Source organism: Pseudomonas sp. RIT623, from assembly GCF_004519305.1.
GTDB lineage: Bacteria > Pseudomonadota > Gammaproteobacteria > Pseudomonadales > Pseudomonadaceae > Aquipseudomonas.
This window is the reverse complement of the sequence record NZ_SOZA01000001.1, coordinates 1-18216: the sequence shown is the minus strand read 5'-3', so window position 1 is coordinate 18216 and position 18216 is coordinate 1. Positions and strand designations below refer to the sequence as shown.

Below are 18216 nucleotides of genomic sequence, written 5' to 3'. Positions count from 1 at the left end.
CGTTCCAGCGCATCGTGCCGGAGGGGCGGCACCTGGTGATCGGCGTGCCGTTCATCTGGCTGTTCCTGTTCTTCATGCTGCCGTTCTTCATTGTGTTGAAGATCAGCTTCGCCGAAGCCGACGTGGCGATCCCGCCGTACACCGAGATCTACACCTACGTCGAAAGCAAGATCCAGTTGGTGCTGAACCTGGCCAACTATGGCCTGCTCACCGAGGACGAGCTGTATATCTCGGCCTACCTCGGCTCGTTGAAGGTGGCGTTCTTCAGCACCCTGCTGTGCCTGTTGATCGGCTACCCGATGGCCTACGCCATCTCCAAGGCCCGCAAGGAATCGCAGACCGTCCTGCTGCTGCTGATCATGATGCCGACCTGGACCGCGATCCTGATCCGCGTCTATGCCTGGATGGGCATCCTCAGCAACAACGGGCTGCTCAACAGCTTCCTGCTGTGGCTGGGGCTGATCGACCAGCCGCTGCAGATCCTCAACACCAACCTGGCGGTGTATATCGGCGTGGTCTATTCGTACCTGCCGTTCATGATCCTGCCGTTGTACGCCAACCTGGTGAAGCACGACGAGAGCCTGCTCGAGGCCGCCTCGGACCTGGGCTCGAGCACCTTCAACAGCTTCTGGAAGATCACCGTGCCGCTGTCGAAGAACGGCATCATCGCCGGCTGCATGCTGGTGTTCATTCCGGTGGTGGGCGAGTTCGTCATCCCTGAGCTGCTCGGCGGCCCGGAAACCCTGATGATCGGTAAAGTGCTGTGGCAGGAGTTCTTCAACAACCGCGACTGGCCGGTGGCGTCCGCCCTGGCGGTGGTGATGCTGGCGATCCTGATCGTGCCGATCCTGCTGTTCAACCGTAGCCAGGCCAAAGAAATGGAGGGCCGCGCATGAAACGCTTCAGTTTCTCCAAGCTGATGCTGGTGCTCGGCTTGCTGTTCATCTACCTGCCGATGCTGATCCTGGTGATCTACTCGTTCAACGCCTCGAAGCTGGTGACGGTGTGGGGCGGCTGGTCGGTCAAGTGGTACGTCGGCCTGCTCGACAACTCGCAACTGATGGGCTCGGTGATGCGCTCGCTGGAGATCGCCCTGTACACCGCGGTGGCGGCGGTGGCGCTGGGCACCCTGGCGGCGTTCGTGCTGACCCGGGTCACCCGCTTCAAGGGCCGCACGCTGTTCGGCGGCCTGGTCACCGCGCCGCTGGTGATGCCCGAGGTGATCACCGGTCTGTCGCTGTTGCTGCTGTTCGTGGCCATGGCGCAGATGATCGGCTGGCCGCAGGAGCGCGGCATCGTCACCATCTGGATCGCCCACACCACGTTCTGCGCCGCCTATGTGGCGGTGGTGGTGTCGGCGCGCCTGCGCGAGCTGGACCTGTCCATCGAGGAGGCGGCCATGGACCTGGGCGCCAAGCCGTGGAAGGTGTTCTTCCTGATCACCATCCCGATGATCGCGCCGTCGCTGGCGGCGGGCGGCATGATGTCGTTCGCCCTGTCGCTGGATGACCTGGTGCTGGCCAGCTTTGTCTCCGGCCCTGGCTCGACCACGCTGCCGATGGAAGTGTTCTCGGCCGTGCGCCTGGGCGTGAAGCCGGAGATCAACGCCGTGGCCAGCTTGATCCTGCTGTCGGTTTCGCTGGTGACCTTCCTGGTCTGGTACTTCAGCCGTCAGGCCGAAGAGCGCCGCCGCCGGGCGATCCAGCTGGCGATCGAAGAGGGCGCAGCGGCGAACGTGTCGCAGCCCCAGGCCCGTCGCCCGGCCTCGGCCGCCGCGCAGGCCTGAACCAGGTGATACCGTAGGAGCCGGCCTTGCCGGCGAACACCGGCATAGCCGGTGCCATGCACCGCGGTGCCTGGTTCGCCAGCAAGGCTGGCTCCTACGGCTTGCGTCTGATCAGCCCTGATCCGGCCAGTACCAGGCCGGTTCATCGAGCAGGCCCTGGCCGACGATGCCGGTCTGCCCCAGGGTCTTCTCCAGGTGGATCGAGTTGCAGTCCTGATCTTCCTCCAGCGCCGCCACCAGACGTGGCGCGTGCGACACCACCCACACCTGGCAGTGCCGCGCCGCGCGACGGATCAGCCGGGCCAGCGCCGGCAGCAGGTCCGGGTGCAGGCTGGTCTCCGGCTCGTTGAGCACCATCATGCTCGGCGGGCGCGGCGTGAGCAGGGCGGCCACCAGCAACAGATAGCGCAAGGTACCGTCGGACAGTTCCGCGGCGCTCAGCGGGCGCAGCAGGCCGGCCTGATGAAAGCGTAGACCGAACAGGCCACCGGGTTGGGCGTCGACGCTTAGCCGGGCGCCGGGAAAGGCATCGCCGACCGCATCCTGCAGCGCCTGCAGGTCGCCAATTTCGTCGATGGTCTGCAACGCGGCGGCAAGGTCACGCCCATCGTGGTGCAACACCGGCGTGCGCGTGCCCAGCCGGGGCTGGCGGGCAGGGGCTTGGGCATCGGTCCTGAAATGGTCGTAGAACCGCCAACTGCGGATTCGTTCGCGCAATTGCAGCACCTCGGGCGAGCCTTGCAGGCTGCCGACCTGGTCGAACAGGCTGTCGAATTCGGTCATGTGCTGGTGCAGCACTTGCCACTGGCGGCCGTCGCGCGCCTTGACCATCGCCGCGTTGCGCTGCACCAGCTGGCTGGCGGGGCGACACAGCGGCCCGGCCCAGATGGTCTCCTGCTTGATCTGCGGGTCGAGGGCGAACTTCGACTTGCTGGGTTCGGGCAGGCCGAGGCTGATCGCGTAGCCGAAATCCTCGCTGGCGAACCCCATCTTCAGGCGTTTGGCGTGCTGGCGCGGGCCACCTTCGACGGGCACCTCGCCGCTGCGCATGCGGCGGGTGAGCGTTTCGGGGCCGGCCCAGAAGGTGGACTCCAGCCCGCCTTCGGCCGCCAACGCATTGACCACGCCGCCGCGGGCGGTTTCAGCCAGCAGGCGCAGGGCCTTGTACAGGTTGGACTTGCCGCTGCCGTTGGCCCCGGTAATCACGTTCAAGCGCCCCAGCGGCATCACCAGTTGGTTGATCGAGCGGTAATTGGCAATGGCCAGGGTGTTGAGCATGGGCGGCATCCTTGAGCGGTCGGACGGCAGTATCGCCGATCCCGCCTCGCTTTGTTGAACCCTGGCCAATGCCGTTTGTCGATCCCTGATCTACGCTTTCAAACGCATCCCTTTCAGCTGAGAGAAGCAAGGAGCCTGCATGACGCTAGAGCGTGTGCCGCTGGTCGTTTGCCTGGGGCTGCTGTCCGTGCTTTCAGGCTGTGGCAAGGAGGAGGTCGGCCAGGTACTGCCCCGGGTCGCGGTGCAACAGGTGCAAGCCACCGATTTCGCCGCCCGGGTCACCCTCACCGGTGACGTGCAGGCGCGGGTGCAGACCGACCTGTCATTTCGCGTGGGCGGCAAGATCATCGCGCGCAGTGTCGATGTCGGTGACCACGTCAAGGCCAATCAGGTACTGGCGCGCCTGGACCCCAAGGACCTGCAGAACAACGTCGATTCGGCCAAGGCCGAGGTCTTCGCCGAACAGGCCCGGGTCACCCAGACCAGCGCCGCGTTCGTGCGTCAACAAAAGCTCCTGCCCAAGGGCTACACCAGTCAGAGCGAATACGACTCCGCCGAAGCCGCGCTGCGCAGCAGCCAGAGCGCGCTCAAGGCCGCCCAGGCGCAACTGGCCAACGCCAACGAGCAGTTGAGCTACACGGCATTGGTGTCCGAAGCCGATGGCGTGATCACTGCGCGCCAGGCCGAGGTCGGCCAGGTGGTGCAGGCAACCATGCCGATCTTCGGCCTGGCGGTCGATGGCGATCGTGACGCGGTGTTCAATGTCTATGAGTCGCTGCTGGTGGCGCCCAGCAGCGAGAAGAACTTGACCATCAGCATGATCGACAATCCCGCCATCACCGCCCAGGGCCATGTACGCGAGATCACGCCGACGGTCTCGGCCCAGAGCGGCACGGTGCAGGTCAAGGTGGCCCTGCGCGATGTGCCCAAGGGCATGGCCCTGGGTGCGCCGGTGACCGTTTCGGCCAGTGCCCATGGCAAACCGAGTGTCGAGCTGCCCTGGTCTGCCCTGACCAAGGCCCTGAGCGAGCCCGCGGTGTGGGTGGTCGGCGAGGGCGACAAGGCGCAATTGCGCAAGGTCCAGGTGGCACGCTACCTGACCGGCAAGGTGGTGATCAGCCAGGGGCTGGAGGCCGGTGAGGTGGTGGTGGTCGGGGGCGGCCAGTTGCTGAACCCTGGTATTCAGGTCGAGAAGGTCGACGCCAGAAACACAGGAGTCGCGCCATGAGGCCGTTGCTGCCAATGTTCTCTGCCTGCTTGTTGCTGGCCGCCTGTGGCGGCGAGGACGTCCCGCCCGAACCCGTGCGGCCGGTGCTGTCAACGGTGGTCGAACCCCAGGTGCAAGCCCAGCTTGGGCGGTTTGCGGGGAACATCCAGGCACGTTACGAGAGCACCCTGGGGTTCCGCGTATCCGGCCGTATCGCCCGACGCTGGCTGGATGTCGGCGCACAGGTCAAACCAGGCGACACCCTGGCCACCCTCGACCCGACCGACCAGCAGAACCAGCTGCGCGCCGCCGAAGGTGACCTGGCGCGGGTCCAGGCGCAATGGATCAACGCCCAGGCCGATGCCCATCGCCAGCAACAGCTGTATGACCGCGGGGTCGGCGCCCAGGCCCAGTTGGACATCGCCCAGACCAACCTGAAGACCACCGGCGCGTCGCTGGAGCAGGCCCGCTCGGCGGTCAACCAGGCGCGCGACCAGCTCGACTACAGCACCTTGCGCACCGACCATGCGGCGGTGATCACCGCCTGGCAGGCCGAGGCCGGGCAGACCGTCAGCGCCGGCCAGGCGGTGCTCACCCTGGCCCGCCCGGACGTGAAGGAAGCGGTGATCGACCTGCCGATCTACCTGGCCGAGCAACTGAACCGCAACCTCACCTTCACCGTCGCCTCGCAGCTCGACCCGAGCATCAACACCACCGCGACCCTGCGTGAGCTGGAGCCGCAGGCCGATGCCACCACCCGTACCCGCCGCGCGCGCCTGACCCTGGCCGCTACCCCGGAGGCATTCCACCTGGGGACCGCGGTCAGCGTCACCCTGACCTCGGCGGTGGCGCCGCGCAGCGAGTTGCCGCGCTCCGCGCTGCTCGAGCGCGATGGCAAGACCCTGGTCTGGGTGGTCGACCCGCAGGGCAAGACCGTGGCCACCCGCGACGTCACCCTGGCCGAGCGTGGCGCCGACAGTGTCATCCTGTCCTCCGGCGTGCAACCCGGTGAGCGCGTCGTCATCGCCGGGGTGAACAGCCTCAAGCCCGGCCAGAAAGTCACCTTCGACGAGGACGCACGATGAAAGGAAGCTTCAACCTCTCCGAATGGGCGCTCAAGCACCAGTCCTTCGTCTGGTACCTGATGTTCGTCGGCTTGCTGATGGGCGTGTTCTCCTATTTCAACCTGGGCCGAGAGGAAGATCCGTCCTTCACCATCAAGACCATGGTGATCCAGACCCGTTGGCCGGGCGCGACCCAGGACGAGACCCTGTACCAGATCACCGACCGGATCGAGAAGAAGCTCGAGGAGCTCGACTCGCTCGACTACGTGAAGAGCTACACCCGTCCCGGTGAATCGACGGTCTACGTGTACCTGCTCGACACCACCAAGGCCAAGGACATCCCGGATATCTGGTACCAGGTGCGCAAGAAGATCCAGGATATCCGTGGCCAGTTCCCGCAGGGCGTGCAGGGCCCTGGCTTCAACGACGAGTTCGGCGACGTGTTCGGCTCGATCTACGCCTTCACCTCCGACGGCTTGAACCTGCGCCAGCTGCGCGACTACGTGGAGCAGGCCCGCGCCGAGGTGCGCGAGGTTCACAACATTGGCAAGATCGAGCTGATCGGCACCCAGGACGAAGTGCTCTACCTGAACTTCTCCACCCGCAAGCTGGCGGCGCTTGGCATTGACCAGCGGCAGGTCATGGAGGCCCTGAAATCGCAGAACGCGGTAACCCCCGCAGGGGTGATCGAGGCCGGGCCGGAACGTATCTCGGTGCGCACGACCGGGCAGTTCGCCTCGGAGAAAGACCTGGAGACGGTCAACCTGCGCATCAATGACCGCTTCTTCCGCCTGGCTGACATCGCCGATATCGAGCGTGGCTATGTCGACCCGCCGGCGCCGATCTTCCGCTACAACGGCAAGCCGGCCATTGGCCTGGCCATCGGCATGAAGGCGGGCGGCAACATTGAAGTGTTCGGTGCGGCGCTGAAGAAGAAGATGGACAGTATCGTCGCCGAACTGCCGATCGGGGTCGGCGTGCACACGGTGTCCGACCAGGCGGTGGTGGTCAAGCAGGCGGTCGGCGGCTTCACCAGCGCGTTGTTCGAGGCCGTGGTGATCGTGCTGGTGGTGAGTTTTGTCAGCCTCGGTATTCGCGCGGGGCTGGTGGTGGCGTGCTCGATTCCCCTGGTGCTGGCCATGGTGTTCGTGTTCATGGAGTACAGCGACATCACCATGCAACGGATCTCGCTGGGGGCGCTGATCATCGCCCTGGGCCTGTTGGTGGACGATGCGATGATCACCGTGGAGGTGATGGTCACGCGCCTGGAAATGGGCGAGACCAAGGAGCAGGCGGCGACGTTCGCCTATACCTCGACGGCCTTCCCGATGCTCACCGGCACCCTGGTGACCGTGGCCGGTTTCGTGCCCATTGGCCTCAATGCCAGCTCCGCAGGCGAGTACACCTACACCTTGTTCGCGGTGATCGCCGTGGCCTTGTTGGTGTCCTGGGTGGTGGCGGTGTTCTTCGCCCCGGTGCTGGGGGTGCATATCCTCAGCAGCGAAAAGCTCAAGCCCCATGAGGCCGAGCCCGGGCGGGTCGGCCGGGCGTTCGAGCATGGGCTGCTGTGGTGCATGCGCCACCGTTGGGTGACGGTGATCGGCACCATCGTGCTGTTCGGGCTGTCGGTGCTGGGCATGCGTTTCGTGCAGAACCAGTTTTTCCCATCGTCAGATCGTCCGGAGATCCTGGTCGACCTCGACCTGCCGCAGAACGCCTCGATCGAGGAAACCCGCAAGGTGGTCGACCGCCTGGAGGCGAAGATCAAGGACGACCCCGACCTGGTGCGCTGGAGTACCTACATCGGCCAGGGCGCGATTCGCTTCTACCTGCCCCTCGACCAGCAGTTGCAGAACCCCTATTACGCCCAGCTGGTGATCGTCAGCAAGGGCTTCGAGGAGCGCCAGGGCATGATCGAGCGCCTGCAGAAACTGCTGCGCGAGGAGTTCGTCGGCATCGGCAGCAACGTCCAGTCGCTGGAGATGGGCCCGCCGGTGGGGCGGCCGATCCAGTACCGGGTCAGTGGCAAGGACATCGACCAGGTGCGCCGTTACGCCATCGAACTGGCCACGGTGCTCGACGGCAACGAACATATCGGCGACATGATGTACGACTGGAACGAACCCGGTAAGGTGCTGCGCATCGAGATCGCCCAGGACAAGGCCCGCCAACTGGGGTTGTCGTCCGAGGACGTGGCCAATGTGATGAACAGCATCGTCAGTGGCGTGCCGGTCACCCAAGTCAACGACAACATCTACCTGGTCGACGTCGTCGCCCGTGCCGAGGACAGCGAGCGGGGCTCACCCGATACCTTGCAGAACCTGCAGATCGTCAACCCCAGCGGCGTATCCATTCCCTTGCTGGCCTTCGCCACCGTGCGCTACGAGTTGGAGCAGCCGTTGGTGTGGCGTCGCGACCGCAAGCCGACCATCACCATCAAGGCCTCGGTGGTCGGCGATATCCAGCCGACCAACCTGGTGGCGCAGCTCAAGCCGAAGATCGACGAATTCGCCAGCAAGCTGCCCCCCGGTTACGGCGTGGCCACCGGCGGTACGGTGGAGGAGAGCGGCAAGGCCCAGGGACCGATCGCCGATGTCATCCCGTTGATGCTGTTCCTGATGGCAACCTTCCTGATGATCCAGTTGCACAGCGTGCAGAAGCTGTTCCTGGTGGTCAGCGTGGCGCCGCTGGGGCTGATCGGCGTGGTGCTGGCGCTGGTCCCCACGGGCACGCCGATGGGCTTCGTGGCGATCCTCGGTATTTTGGCCCTGGCCGGGATCATCATCCGCAACTCGGTGATCCTGGTGACCCAGATCGACGAGTTCGAGGAACAAGGCTATTCGCCCTGGGACGCGGTGGTGGAGGCGACCAACCACCGGCGCCGGCCGATCCTGCTGACGGCGGCGGCGGCGAGCCTGGGCATGATCCCCATCGCCCGGGAAGTGTTCTGGGGGCCGATGGCCTACGCGATGATTGGCGGCATCATCAGCGCAACGCTGCTGACGCTGTTGTTCCTGCCGGCGCTGTACGTGGCCTGGTACAAGATCCGCGAACCGGAGCACAGCTCCAAAACCCAACACTGACCCCTGTAGGAGCGGCCTAGCGTCGCGAACGGGCTGCGCAGCAGCCCCGGCAGTCTTGCATGATGCAGAGATCCTGGGGCTGCTGCGCAGCCCTTTCGCGACGCTAGGCCGCTCCTACAGAAATGCTGCTTATCGTTGGTTATATAAACATTCTTAAACAGTATTTTTAAGAATATCCGCGCCTCTCTAGTATGGCTTTCACGCCAGGCGCAAATCCCCCTTCAGAACCTCTGCCCGGCACCCTTACTCACAGGAGAACGAGCATGAGTGCATCTCTGCGCAGCATCGACGGTCAGGACGAAACCACCATCCTGCGGGAAATCCAGAGTGCCCTGCGCGACCTGCGCTTCGGCGCGGTGGAGATCACCGTGCACAACGCCCAGGTGGTGCAGATCGAACGCAAGGAGAAGTTCCGCCTGCAGCAGCCCGGCAACAAGTCCGGCTGATACCGCATCACTTCAAAACTAGAAAAATGCCAATCGGGAGCTTCACCATGTCCATCCGCCGTTATGCCCTGGCCGCCCTGGCCAGCGCTGTTTTTGCCGGTTCCGCGATCGCCAAGGACTACGAACTGCTGAACGTGTCCTACGACCCGACCCGCGAGCTGTACCAGCAGTACAACGCCGAGTTCATCCAGCACTGGCAGGCCGCCCACCCAGGCGACAAGGTGAAGATCCAGCAATCCCACGGTGGCTCCGGCAAGCAGGGCCGGGCGGTGATCGATGGCCTGCGCGCCGATGTGGTGACCCTGGCCCTGGCCGGTGACATCGACGAGATCGCCAAGCTCGGCAAGACCCTGCCCGAGGACTGGCAGAAGCGCCTGCCGGACGCCAGCACCCCCTACACGTCGACCATCGTGTTCCTGGTGCGCAAGGGCAATCCGAAAGGTATCAAGGACTGGGGCGACCTGATCAAGAAGGATGTCTCGGTAATCACTCCCAACCCGAAGACCTCCGGTGGCGCCCGCTGGAACTTCCTCGCCGCCTGGGCCTATGGCCTGAAGACTGGCGGCAGCGAAGACAAGGCCAAGGAGTACGTGCAGGCGCTGTTCAAGCATGTGCCGGTGCTGGACACCGGTGCCCGTGGCTCGACCATCACCTTCGTCAACAACGGCCAGGGCGATGTGCTGCTGGCCTGGGAAAACGAAGCCTTCCTGGCGCTGAAGGAAGACGGCGGCAGCGACAAGTTCGAGATCGTCGTGCCGTCGCTGTCGATCCTGGCCGAGCCGCCGGTGGCGGTGGTGGACAAGAACGCCGAGAAGAAGGGTAACGAGAAGATTGCCGAGGAGTACCTCAAGCACCTGTACAGCCCGGCCGGGCAGAAGATCGCCGCGCAGAACTTCTACCGCCCGCGTGACGAGAAGGTCGCCGCCGAGTTCGGCAAGCAGTTCCCGAAACTGGACCTGGTGACCATCGACAAGGACTTTGGTGGCTGGAAGACTGCACAGCCGAAATTCTTCAACGACGGCGGTGTGTTCGATCAGATCTATCAGGCACAGTAAGGGCCAAGGAAAAGCGGGGCCGCTGTGCGGCCCAATCGCCGGCAAGCCGGCTCCTACAGGGGCTCGCGTTTTCTGTAGGAGCCGGCTTGCCGGCGATTGGGCTGCACAGCAGCCCCAGGATTCAGAAGCCTGCACCGGCCCGGCATAACCGCCGGGCCTCGTGCGTTCAACCAGGGACCTTTATGTCACGTCGCATTTCCCCCGTCATACCCGGCTTCGGGCTGACACTGGGCTACACCTTGGTGTACCTCAGCCTGATCGTGCTGATACCGCTGGCGGCCATGTTCATTCATGCCTCGCAGCTCACCTGGGAGCAGTTCTGGAACATCGTCAGCGCGCCACGGGTCATCGCCGCGCTGAAGCTGAGTTTCGGCACCGCCCTGTTCGCCGCCATCATCAATGGTGTGATCGGCACCCTGCTGGCCTGGGTGCTGGTGCGCTATACCTTCCCCGGGCGCAAGGTCATCGACGCCATGATCGACCTGCCGTTCGCCCTGCCCACCGCCGTCGCCGGTATCGCGTTGACCGCCCTGTATGCCCCCTCGGGCTGGGTCGGCCAATTCGCCACCGACCTCGGTTTCAAGATCGCCTACACGCCGCTGGGCATCACCCTGGCGCTGACCTTCGTCACCCTGCCGTTCGTGGTGCGCACGGTGCAGCCGGTGCTGGCGGACATCCCCCGCGAAGTCGAGGAGGCCGCCGCCTGCCTTGGCGCTAAGCCCTTGCAGGTGTTTCGCCATGTGCTGGCGCCGGCGCTGCTGCCGGCCTGGCTCACCGGCTTTGCCCTGGCTTTCGCCCGGGGTGTCGGCGAGTACGGCTCGGTGATATTCATCGCCGGCAACATGCCGATGAAGACCGAGATCCTGCCGCTGCTGATCATGGTCAAGCTCGACCAGTACGACTACACCGGCGCCACCGCCATCGGCGTGCTGATGCTGGTGGTTTCCTTCATCCTGCTGCTGCTGATCAACCTGCTGCAGCGGCGCATCGAAACCCCTTGAAGGAGGCCCCGGTAATGTCTTCGTCTTCCCTTGGCGCGACCGCCGCCGCCAACGCCGCCCGGCGTGGCAGCGCGACCTCGCGCCGTGTGCTTATCACCCTGGGCTGGATCGTCTTCGCGCTGTTCCTGCTGCTGCCGCTGGTGATCGTGGTATCCCAGGCGCTGAAGAACGGCTTCGGCACCTTCTTCGAGGCGATCTTCGAGGCTGACGCGCTCTCTGCGCTGAAGCTGACCTTGCTGGCGGTGCTGATCTCGGTGCCCCTGAACCTGGTGTTCGGGGTGTCCGCGGCCTGGTGCGTGAGCAAGTACAGCTTCCGCGGCAAGAGCATCCTGGTGACCCTGATCGACCTGCCGTTCTCGGTGTCGCCGGTGATCGCCGGCCTGGTCTACGTGCTGATGTTCGGCGCCCAGGGCCTGTTCGGCCCGTGGTTGCAGGACCACGACATCCAGATCGTCTTCGCCCTGCCGGGCATCGTCCTGGCGACCATCTTCGTTACCGTGCCGTTCGTCGCCCGTGAACTGATCCCGCTGATGCAGGAGCAGGGCACCCAGGAGGAGGAGGCCGCGCGCCTGCTCGGCGCCAACGGCTGGCAGATGTTCTGGCACGTGACCCTGCCGAACATCAAGTGGGGCCTGATCTACGGCGTGGTGCTGTGCACCGCGCGGGCCATGGGCGAGTTCGGCGCGGTGTCGGTGGTGTCCGGCCACATTCGCGGCGTCACCAACACCTTGCCGCTGCACGTGGAGATCCTCTACAACGAGTACAACCATGTCGCGGCCTTCAGCGTGGCCAGCCTGTTGCTGATCCTGGCGCTCTTCATCCTGCTGCTCAAGCAGTGGAGCGAGAACCGTATTAACCGCCTGCGCCACAGCGCCGCGGAGGAATGATTCATGTCGATCGAAGTACGTAACGTCAGCAAGCGCTTCAACAGCTTCCAGGCCCTGGACAACATCAACCTGGATATCCACAGCGGCGAACTGGTGGCCTTGCTCGGCCCGTCCGGCTGCGGCAAGACCACCCTGCTGCGGATCATCGCCGGGCTCGAGACCCCGGATAAAGGCAGCATCGTGTTCCATGGCGAGGATGTGTCGGGCCACGATGTGCGTGATCGCAACGTCGGTTTCGTGTTCCAGCACTACGCGCTGTTCCGCCACATGAGTGTGTTCGACAACGTCGCCTTCGGCCTGCGCATGAAGCCCAAGGGCGAGCGCCCGAGCGAGAGCAGGATCGCCGAGAAGGTCCACGAGCTGCTGAACATGGTCCAGCTCGACTGGCTGTCCGACCGTTATCCCGAGCAGCTCTCCGGTGGCCAGCGCCAGCGGATCGCCCTGGCTCGTGCCCTGGCGGTGGAGCCCAAGGTGCTGTTGCTCGACGAACCGTTCGGCGCGCTGGATGCCAAGGTGCGCAAGGAGCTGCGCCGCTGGCTGGCGCGGCTGCACGAGGACATCAACCTGACCTCGGTGTTCGTCACCCACGACCAGGAAGAAGCCATGGAAGTCGCCGACCGCATCGTGGTGATGAACAAGGGCGTGATCGAGCAGATAGGTTCGCCTGGCGAGGTGTACGAGCAGCCGGCCAATGACTTCGTCTACCACTTCCTCGGCGATTCCAACCGCCTGGCGCTGGCCGAGGGGCAGCATGTGTTGTTCCGCCCACACGAGGTGTCGCTGTCGCGCCATGAAACCGAGGGGCACCATGCCGCCGAAGTGCGTGATATCCGCCCGCTGGGCGCGACCACCCGGGTCACCTTGAAAGTAGAAGGGCAGAGCGAGCTGATCGAGGCCGAGGTGGTCAAGGACCACGACAGCCTGACCGGGCTGGCGCGGGGCGAGACGTTGTTCTTCCGGCCGAAGGTGTGGCAGAAGGTGGCGGATATCTGAGCCGAGCGTGGCCGGGGGGATGGTAAGCTGCCACGACTCGTCGAAGACAGCCCAGGATGTTGCCATGACCGAATCGCCGCAACGCGACGCTTTCTCTCACTTCCACCCCATCCTCACCCGCCCGCAGGACAACGACCTCAACGGCCACCTCGCCGGTTCCACCGTGCACGGCTTCTTCGAAACCGCCATCCAGGCCTTCCTGGTGGAGCAGGCCGAACTGGACCTGCGCGACGGCGAGCTGGCCGCTTTCGTGGTCAGCTCGGCGGCCGATTTCTTCGCCTTGCCGGGCTTCCCGGATGTGCTCGAGGTCGGCCTGGGGGTGACGCGTCTGGCCGGCAGCACGGTGGAGTTCCGCCTGGCGTTGTTCCGCCCCGGCGAGGCCGAGGCCTGCGCGGCGGGCACCCTGGTCCAGGTGTTCATCGAGCGTGCCTCGGAACGGCCGGCAGTGCTGCCCGAGGCGTTGCAACTGATCCTCGCCGGGCTGTCGCTCAATCGTTGAGGCGGATGATCCCTTCGCGCACGGCGAACAACACCAGCCCAGGCACATCGTGGATCTGCAGGCGGTGCATGATCTGCGAGCGGTGGGCTTCGACGGTCTTGATGCTCAGGCCCAGGCCGTCGGCGATGGAGCGGGTGGTCTCGCCGCGGGCGATCAGGCGCAGGATCTCCAGCTGGCGGGTGGTCAAAGGCTGAGCCGGGGCCTGGGTGGTGGTGCGCTTGCGGCTGTGCTTGAGGGCCTGGCCTATGACCATCGGCAATACCGCCGAACACAGGTACTGGCCACCGCCACGCAAGATCTGCAGGGCTTGTTCGAGCTCGACCACCGGCGCGTTCTTCAACAGGAAACCGTGGGCGCCCAGTTGCAGGCAGTTCATCACATGGTCCAGCTCCGAACGCGCCGAGAACATCAGCACCCGGCTGCCGGGCACACGGATGAACAGCTCCTGCAAGGCCTGCTGGCTGTCCAGTTCGCCACTCATGTCGAGTACCACGATGTCGGGCTTGAGCTTTTCGGCCAGGCTCACGGCGGCAATGGCATCGCCGGTGTCGCCCACCACGACGAAGTCTTTCTTCTGCTCGAGCAGGGCGCGCAGCCCGGCGCGAAAGAGCGGCGATTGGTCGGCAAGGAGGATTCGGCAGGGCATGGATAAAGGCCTGTTTCGCAAGGGAAGGGGGGCGGCAGGCTGGCTCGATCCCAAAGCGCACTGCCGCGCGGGCGCGCGATCAGTCCTTGTCTGCCGAGCGGCGCGGCAGTACCTCTGATCATAGGCGCTCGAACACTGACGGCAGCAGTGGCCGCAGCGGCAGGTCCAGCCCGTGAATGCTCTCGCTGTGGCTGATGATCAGCAGCCCGCCCGGGCGCAGGTGCCCCAGCAGGCGTGGCAACAGCTTGGCCTTGTATGGCGGCGCCAGGTTCGCCAGCAGGTTGCGCAACAGGATGGCATCGAAGCTGCCAAGGTGAGCCGGCAAGGCACGGATCAGGTTGATCGCCTCGAAGCGTACCCGCTCACGCAGCGCAGACGCGATGCGCAGGCGCCCCGCCGTCTCGCCGACCCCGCACAGACAATGGCGGGCCAGCCAGCCTTCGGGGAAGTAGCGGGCCTGGGCGATGTCGTAGATGCCCGTGGCGGCGCGCGCCAGCAACTGAGGGTCGAAGTCGCTGGCCAGCACCTGCCAGCCCGGCAGCCGCGAGCTTTGCGCGGCGACCATGGCCAGGCTCCAGGCCTCCTCGCCGGTGGCACAGGCGGCGCTCCACAGGCGCGGCGGATGTTCCAGCGTGGCCAGCCAGTGGGCCAGGCATTCGAAGTGGCGGTGTTCACGGAAAAAATAACTGTCGCGGGCAACCAGCAGGCGCAGCAGGTGCTCGAGCTCGCCCGGGCCAGCGTGGCTGTCGAGCACTGCCAGGTACTGCTCGAACTGCGTCAGCCGCAGGGCCTTGAGCCGCTGGTGCAGGCGGGCAGCCACGCCGGTGCGGCGGTCATCGCCCAGGTGCACGCCGGTGGCTTGTTCGACCCGTTGGCGAATGTTCGCAAAACCGGCTTCGCTGAGCAGGGGCGGGCGGCGACCAGGCATCGGTCAGGTGTCCCTGGCCTGGGCCGAACAGATCGGATCGATGACGATCACGCGCATTCCCTGCGTCCTGTGCATGGTTTGAAGGGCGGATGATAACTAGTGGCTAGTAGCCTCCATATCGGGGTGGCCCTTAATCCCCTGGCGCAGGCAGCAACGAAAAGGCCCCGCCGGTGAGGGCGGGGCCTTAGGTGCCAGGCGTAAGGCTGGCGATCAGTCGCGCCAGTGACGCTTGTGCTTGCGGTGGCCGTAGTGGTGGCCACGGTCATAGTGGCGGCGGTCGTCGTCATAGCCACGACGGTAGCGACGCTCATGGCGCTCGTCTTCGTCGGCTTTGTTGCCCATGTAGTTACCCAGTGCGCCACCGGCGCCACCGCCGGCCGCGGCACCGATATAGCTACCGGTGGTGCCGCCCATGGAGCGACCGACCACGTTGCCGCCGGCCGCGCCCAGGGCGCCACCGATGGCGGCTTCGCCACGCTGGCGCTTGTCCGCGCCCAGGGCACCGCCGGCTGCGCCACCCAGGCCGGCGCCAATGGCGCCGCCGGTGCTACCACCGATGGAGTTGCCCACCACGGAGCCCAGTACCCCACCCAATGCGCCGCCAATGCCGGCCTCGGTGGTGCCGCCTGCCATGGCAACGCCGCTGAGCAAGCTGAAAGACAACAACAGAATCGAGGAGTACTTCTTCATCAAGAGAGCCTCAAGGGGATGACGAGGCGGAATGTGAGGCTCGGCGAATGGGCTTGCAACGGAAATCCGACGAGTAGCACGAGTTGTACACAATTCTCTAACTTATTGAATTATGTATGAAACTTTCTCGATTTTCGGCGGTCTGAGGTATTTATGACCAAGCCCTGAGCCGTTGCGGACCAGGGCTTTTTTGTGGGTGGCGTTCAAGGGGCTTGGCGGTCCCTTGTAGGAGCGGCCTTGCGTCGCGAAAGGGCCGCGCAGCGGCCCCGGCCATCTACACGGCGCAGCTGAAATAGGCGGCGCAGTTGAAACTACGTGATGCAGCTGAAACTACGCGGCGCCGCTGAAATCTAGGGCCGCTGCGCGCCCCATCGCGACACAAGGCCGCTCCTACAGGGACCGTGCGTCTGGAGCACGGTTCAGACAATACGCCCGTCGTCCCGCGCACGCTCCAGCTTGATGGCGATGAACTTCGAAGTTGGCGTATGGCTGCCATCGCCGATGCTCTCCAGCGGCACCAGTGGGTTCACCTCTGGGTAATAGGCCGCCGCCTGCCCGGCCGGGATATCGAACGCCAGCAAGGTAAAGCCGTGTACCCGGCGCACATGCTCGTCGCCCCACAGCGAGACGATGTCGACCTTCTGCCCTGGCTGGAAGCCCAGGCGCACGATATCGGCCTCGTTGGCGAACAGCACGTCGCGCTGGCCGCGCACGCCGCGGTAGCGGTCGTCCATGCCGTAGATGGTGGTGTTGTACTGATCGTGCGAGCGCATCGACTGCAGGATCAGGTCGGGCACCTGGCCGCTGGCGCGCACGCGCTCATCGAGCAGGCTGTCGGGCAGCAGGTTGGCCTTGAAGTTGGCGCGGCCGCTGGCGGTCTTCCACTGGCGGCTGCCAGCGCTGTTGCCCAGGTAGAAGCCGCCTGGCAGTTCCAGGCGCTGGTTGAAGTCGGCAAAGCCCGGGATGGTGTCGGCGATCAGGTCGCGGATGCGTGCGTAGTCCGCCACCAGCCAGTGCCAGTCCACCGGCTGCTTGCCCAGGGTGGCGGCGGCGATGCCGGCCACCACCGCCGGCTCCGAGCGCATCTGCCGCGATAGCGGCTTGAGCTGGCCGTTGGAGGCGTGGACCATGCTGAACGAGTCTTCCACCGTCACCGCCTGTGGGCCTTCGCCCTGCAGGTCTATATCGGTGCGGCCCAGGCACGGCAGGATCAGTGCCTGCTTGCCGTGCACCAGGTGGCTGCGGTTGAGCTTGGTGCTGATGTGCACGGTCAGCTCGCAGTTGCGCAAGGCTTGGGCGGTTCGCTCGGTGTCCGGGGTGGCCTGGGCGAAGTTGCCGCCCAGGCCGATGAACACCTTGGCCCGGCCTTCGAGCATGGCGTGGATCGCCTCCACCGTGTTGTGGCCGTTGTGGCGGGGCACGGCAAAGCCGAAGCGCTGTTCCAGGGCATCGAGCAGGGCCACCGGTGGGCGCTCGTTGATGCCCATGGTGCGGTCGCCTTGCACGTTGCTGTGGCCACGTACCGGGCACAGGCCGGCACCTGGCACGCCGAGGTTGCCGCGCAGCAGCATGAGATTGACGATTTCCTGGATGGTCGGCACCGAATGGCGGTGCTGGGTGATGCCCATGGCCCAGCACATGATCACCCGCTTGCCTTTGCAGTACATGCGCGCCGACAGTTCGATGTCGGCCAGGGCCAGGCCCGATTGCGCCACGATCTGTTCCCAGGGGGTGGCATCGACCACCGCCAGGTAGTCGTCCACGCCATGGCCGTGTTCGGCGATGAAGCCGTGGTCGAAGATCGCCGGTTCGCCCTTGGCCTGTGCTTCGCGTTCCCACTGCAGGAGGAACTTGGCCATGCCGCGCAGCAGCGCCATGTCGCCGCCCAGGGCCGGGCGGAAGAACGCGGTGTTGGTCGGGCGGTCGCTGTTGGTCAGCATCTCCAGCGGGTTCTGCGGGTGCTGGAAACGTTCCAGGCCACGCTCTTTGAGCGGGTTGACGCACACCACCTGGGCGCCGCGCTTCACCGCGTCGCGCAGCGGATCGAGCATGCGCGGGTGGTTGGTGCCAGGGTTCTGGCCCCAGACGAAGATCGCGTCGGCGTGTTCGAAGTCATCGTAGGTGACGGTGCCCTTGCCCACGCCGACGCTCTGGCCCAGGGCCACGCCGCTGGCTTCGTGGCACATGTTCGAGCAGTCCGGGAAATTGTTGGTGCCGTAGGCGCGCACGAACAGCTGGTAGAGGTAGGCCGCCTCGTTGCTGGCCCGGCCCGAGGTGTAGAACTCGGCCTGGTCGGGGCTGGTCAGGTCGTTCAGGTGACGGGCGATCAGGGCGAAGGCCGCGTCCCACTCGATCGGCTGGTAGCGGTCGCTGAGCGGGTCGTAGACCATCGGCTCGGTCAGCCGGCCCTGGTACTCGAGCCAGTAGTCGCTCTGCGTGAGCAGCGCGCTGACGCTGTAGCGGGCGAAGAACGCCGCGTCGACGCGGCGTTTGGTGGCTTCCCAGTTGACCGCCTTGGCGCCGTTCTCGCAGAACTTGACCATGCCGCTCTCGGGCGAATCGCCCCAGGCGCAGCCGGGGCAATCGAAGCCGCCGTTCTGGTTGGTCTTGAGCAGGGCGCGGATGTTCTTCAGGGCGTTGTCGCTGCCGACCC

At 65.3% G+C, this 18216-nt stretch carries 16 protein-coding genes; 11 read left to right on the top strand and 5 right to left on the bottom strand.

Features of this window, described 5'->3' with window-relative positions; all coding sequences use genetic code 11:
* The first annotated feature begins 14 nt into the window (after window positions 1-14).
* Together E3U47_RS00080 and E3U47_RS00075 are read left to right on the top strand one after the other, a co-directional pair.
* Window positions 15-896, top strand: coding sequence for an ABC transporter permease subunit (locus E3U47_RS00080; RefSeq protein WP_177414182.1), 882 nt, complete (start codon window positions 15-17; stop codon window positions 894-896).
* Complete coding sequence (locus E3U47_RS00075) at window positions 893-1786, top strand: ABC transporter permease subunit (RefSeq protein WP_134688912.1); 894 nt, start codon at window positions 893-895, stop codon at window positions 1784-1786. Before E3U47_RS00080 ends, E3U47_RS00075 begins: the two co-directional genes overlap by 4 nt.
* Window positions 1787-1897: 111 nt before the next feature.
* Here E3U47_RS00075 and E3U47_RS00070 read toward each other — a convergent pair whose 3' ends face one another.
* On the bottom strand, window positions 1898-3064 hold the full coding sequence (locus E3U47_RS00070) for an AAA family ATPase (protein WP_134688911.1): 1167 nt from the start codon (window positions 3062-3064) through the stop codon (window positions 1898-1900).
* A gap of 139 nt (window positions 3065-3203) precedes the next feature.
* Between E3U47_RS00070 and E3U47_RS00065 the strand changes: the two genes are divergently transcribed.
* The 9 genes from E3U47_RS00065 (at window position 3204) to E3U47_RS00025 (ending at window position 13299) form a co-directional block, all read left to right on the top strand.
* Window positions 3204-4292, top strand: coding sequence for an efflux RND transporter periplasmic adaptor subunit (locus E3U47_RS00065; RefSeq protein ID WP_134688910.1), 1089 nt, complete (start codon window positions 3204-3206; stop codon window positions 4290-4292).
* Complete coding sequence (locus E3U47_RS00060) at window positions 4289-5356, top strand: efflux RND transporter periplasmic adaptor subunit (RefSeq protein WP_134688909.1); 1068 nt, start codon at window positions 4289-4291, stop codon at window positions 5354-5356. The genes E3U47_RS00065 and E3U47_RS00060 overlap by 4 nt, the downstream gene beginning before the upstream one ends.
* On the top strand, window positions 5353-8418 hold the full coding sequence (locus E3U47_RS00055; protein WP_134688908.1) for an efflux RND transporter permease subunit: 3066 nt from the start codon (window positions 5353-5355) through the stop codon (window positions 8416-8418). The genes E3U47_RS00060 and E3U47_RS00055 overlap by 4 nt, the downstream gene beginning before the upstream one ends.
* Before the next feature lie 263 nt (window positions 8419-8681).
* Window positions 8682-8864 carry a sulfur starvation response protein OscA gene (oscA, locus tag E3U47_RS00050; RefSeq protein WP_134688907.1) on the top strand — a complete coding sequence of 61 codons (183 nt, stop codon included), beginning with the start codon at window positions 8682-8684 and terminating at the stop codon, window positions 8862-8864.
* Window positions 8865-8911: 47 nt separating this feature from the next.
* Window positions 8912-9919 (top strand): sulfate ABC transporter substrate-binding protein, encoded by a 1008-nt coding sequence (locus E3U47_RS00045; RefSeq protein WP_134688906.1) that lies wholly within the window; start codon window positions 8912-8914, stop codon window positions 9917-9919.
* Window positions 9920-10101: 182 nt separating this feature from the next.
* Complete coding sequence (gene cysT / locus E3U47_RS00040; RefSeq protein WP_134688905.1) at window positions 10102-10920, top strand: sulfate ABC transporter permease subunit CysT; 819 nt, start codon at window positions 10102-10104, stop codon at window positions 10918-10920.
* 14 nt (window positions 10921-10934) lie between these two features.
* Window positions 10935-11807, top strand: a complete 873-nt coding sequence (gene cysW, locus E3U47_RS00035; protein ID WP_134688904.1) for a sulfate ABC transporter permease subunit CysW — start codon at window positions 10935-10937, stop codon at window positions 11805-11807.
* Between the two features lie 3 nt (window positions 11808-11810).
* Window positions 11811-12800, top strand: a complete 990-nt coding sequence (locus E3U47_RS00030; RefSeq protein ID WP_134688903.1) for a sulfate/molybdate ABC transporter ATP-binding protein — start codon at window positions 11811-11813, stop codon at window positions 12798-12800.
* A 64-nt stretch (window positions 12801-12864) separates the two neighbouring features.
* Window positions 12865-13299, top strand: coding sequence for a thioesterase family protein (locus tag E3U47_RS00025; RefSeq protein WP_134688902.1), 435 nt, complete (start codon window positions 12865-12867; stop codon window positions 13297-13299).
* On the opposite strand, the gene E3U47_RS00020 is transcribed toward E3U47_RS00025, so the two are convergent.
* The 4 genes from E3U47_RS00020 to E3U47_RS00005 all read right to left on the bottom strand — a co-directional run bounded on the left by E3U47_RS00020 (window position 13289) and on the right by E3U47_RS00005 (window position 18196).
* Entirely contained in the window at window positions 13289-13945 is a 657-nt protein-coding gene (locus E3U47_RS00020) for a response regulator transcription factor (protein ID WP_134688901.1), read from the bottom strand. The genes E3U47_RS00025 and E3U47_RS00020 overlap by 11 nt on opposite strands.
* Before the next feature lie 118 nt (window positions 13946-14063).
* Window positions 14064-14873, bottom strand: coding sequence for a protein-glutamate O-methyltransferase CheR (locus E3U47_RS00015; RefSeq protein ID WP_134688900.1), 810 nt, complete (start codon window positions 14871-14873; stop codon window positions 14064-14066).
* A 210-nt stretch (window positions 14874-15083) separates the two neighbouring features.
* A complete protein-coding gene (locus E3U47_RS00010) occupies window positions 15084-15563 on the bottom strand; it encodes a glycine zipper domain-containing protein (RefSeq protein WP_134688899.1) in 480 nt (159 codons plus the stop codon).
* Window positions 15564-15982: 419 nt separating this feature from the next.
* The gene (locus E3U47_RS00005) at window positions 15983-18196 is read right to left on the bottom strand and encodes an FdhF/YdeP family oxidoreductase (protein ID WP_256660211.1); all 2214 of its coding nucleotides are present in this window, start codon (window positions 18194-18196) and stop codon (window positions 15983-15985) included.
* Window positions 18197-18216 lie beyond the last annotated feature (20 nt).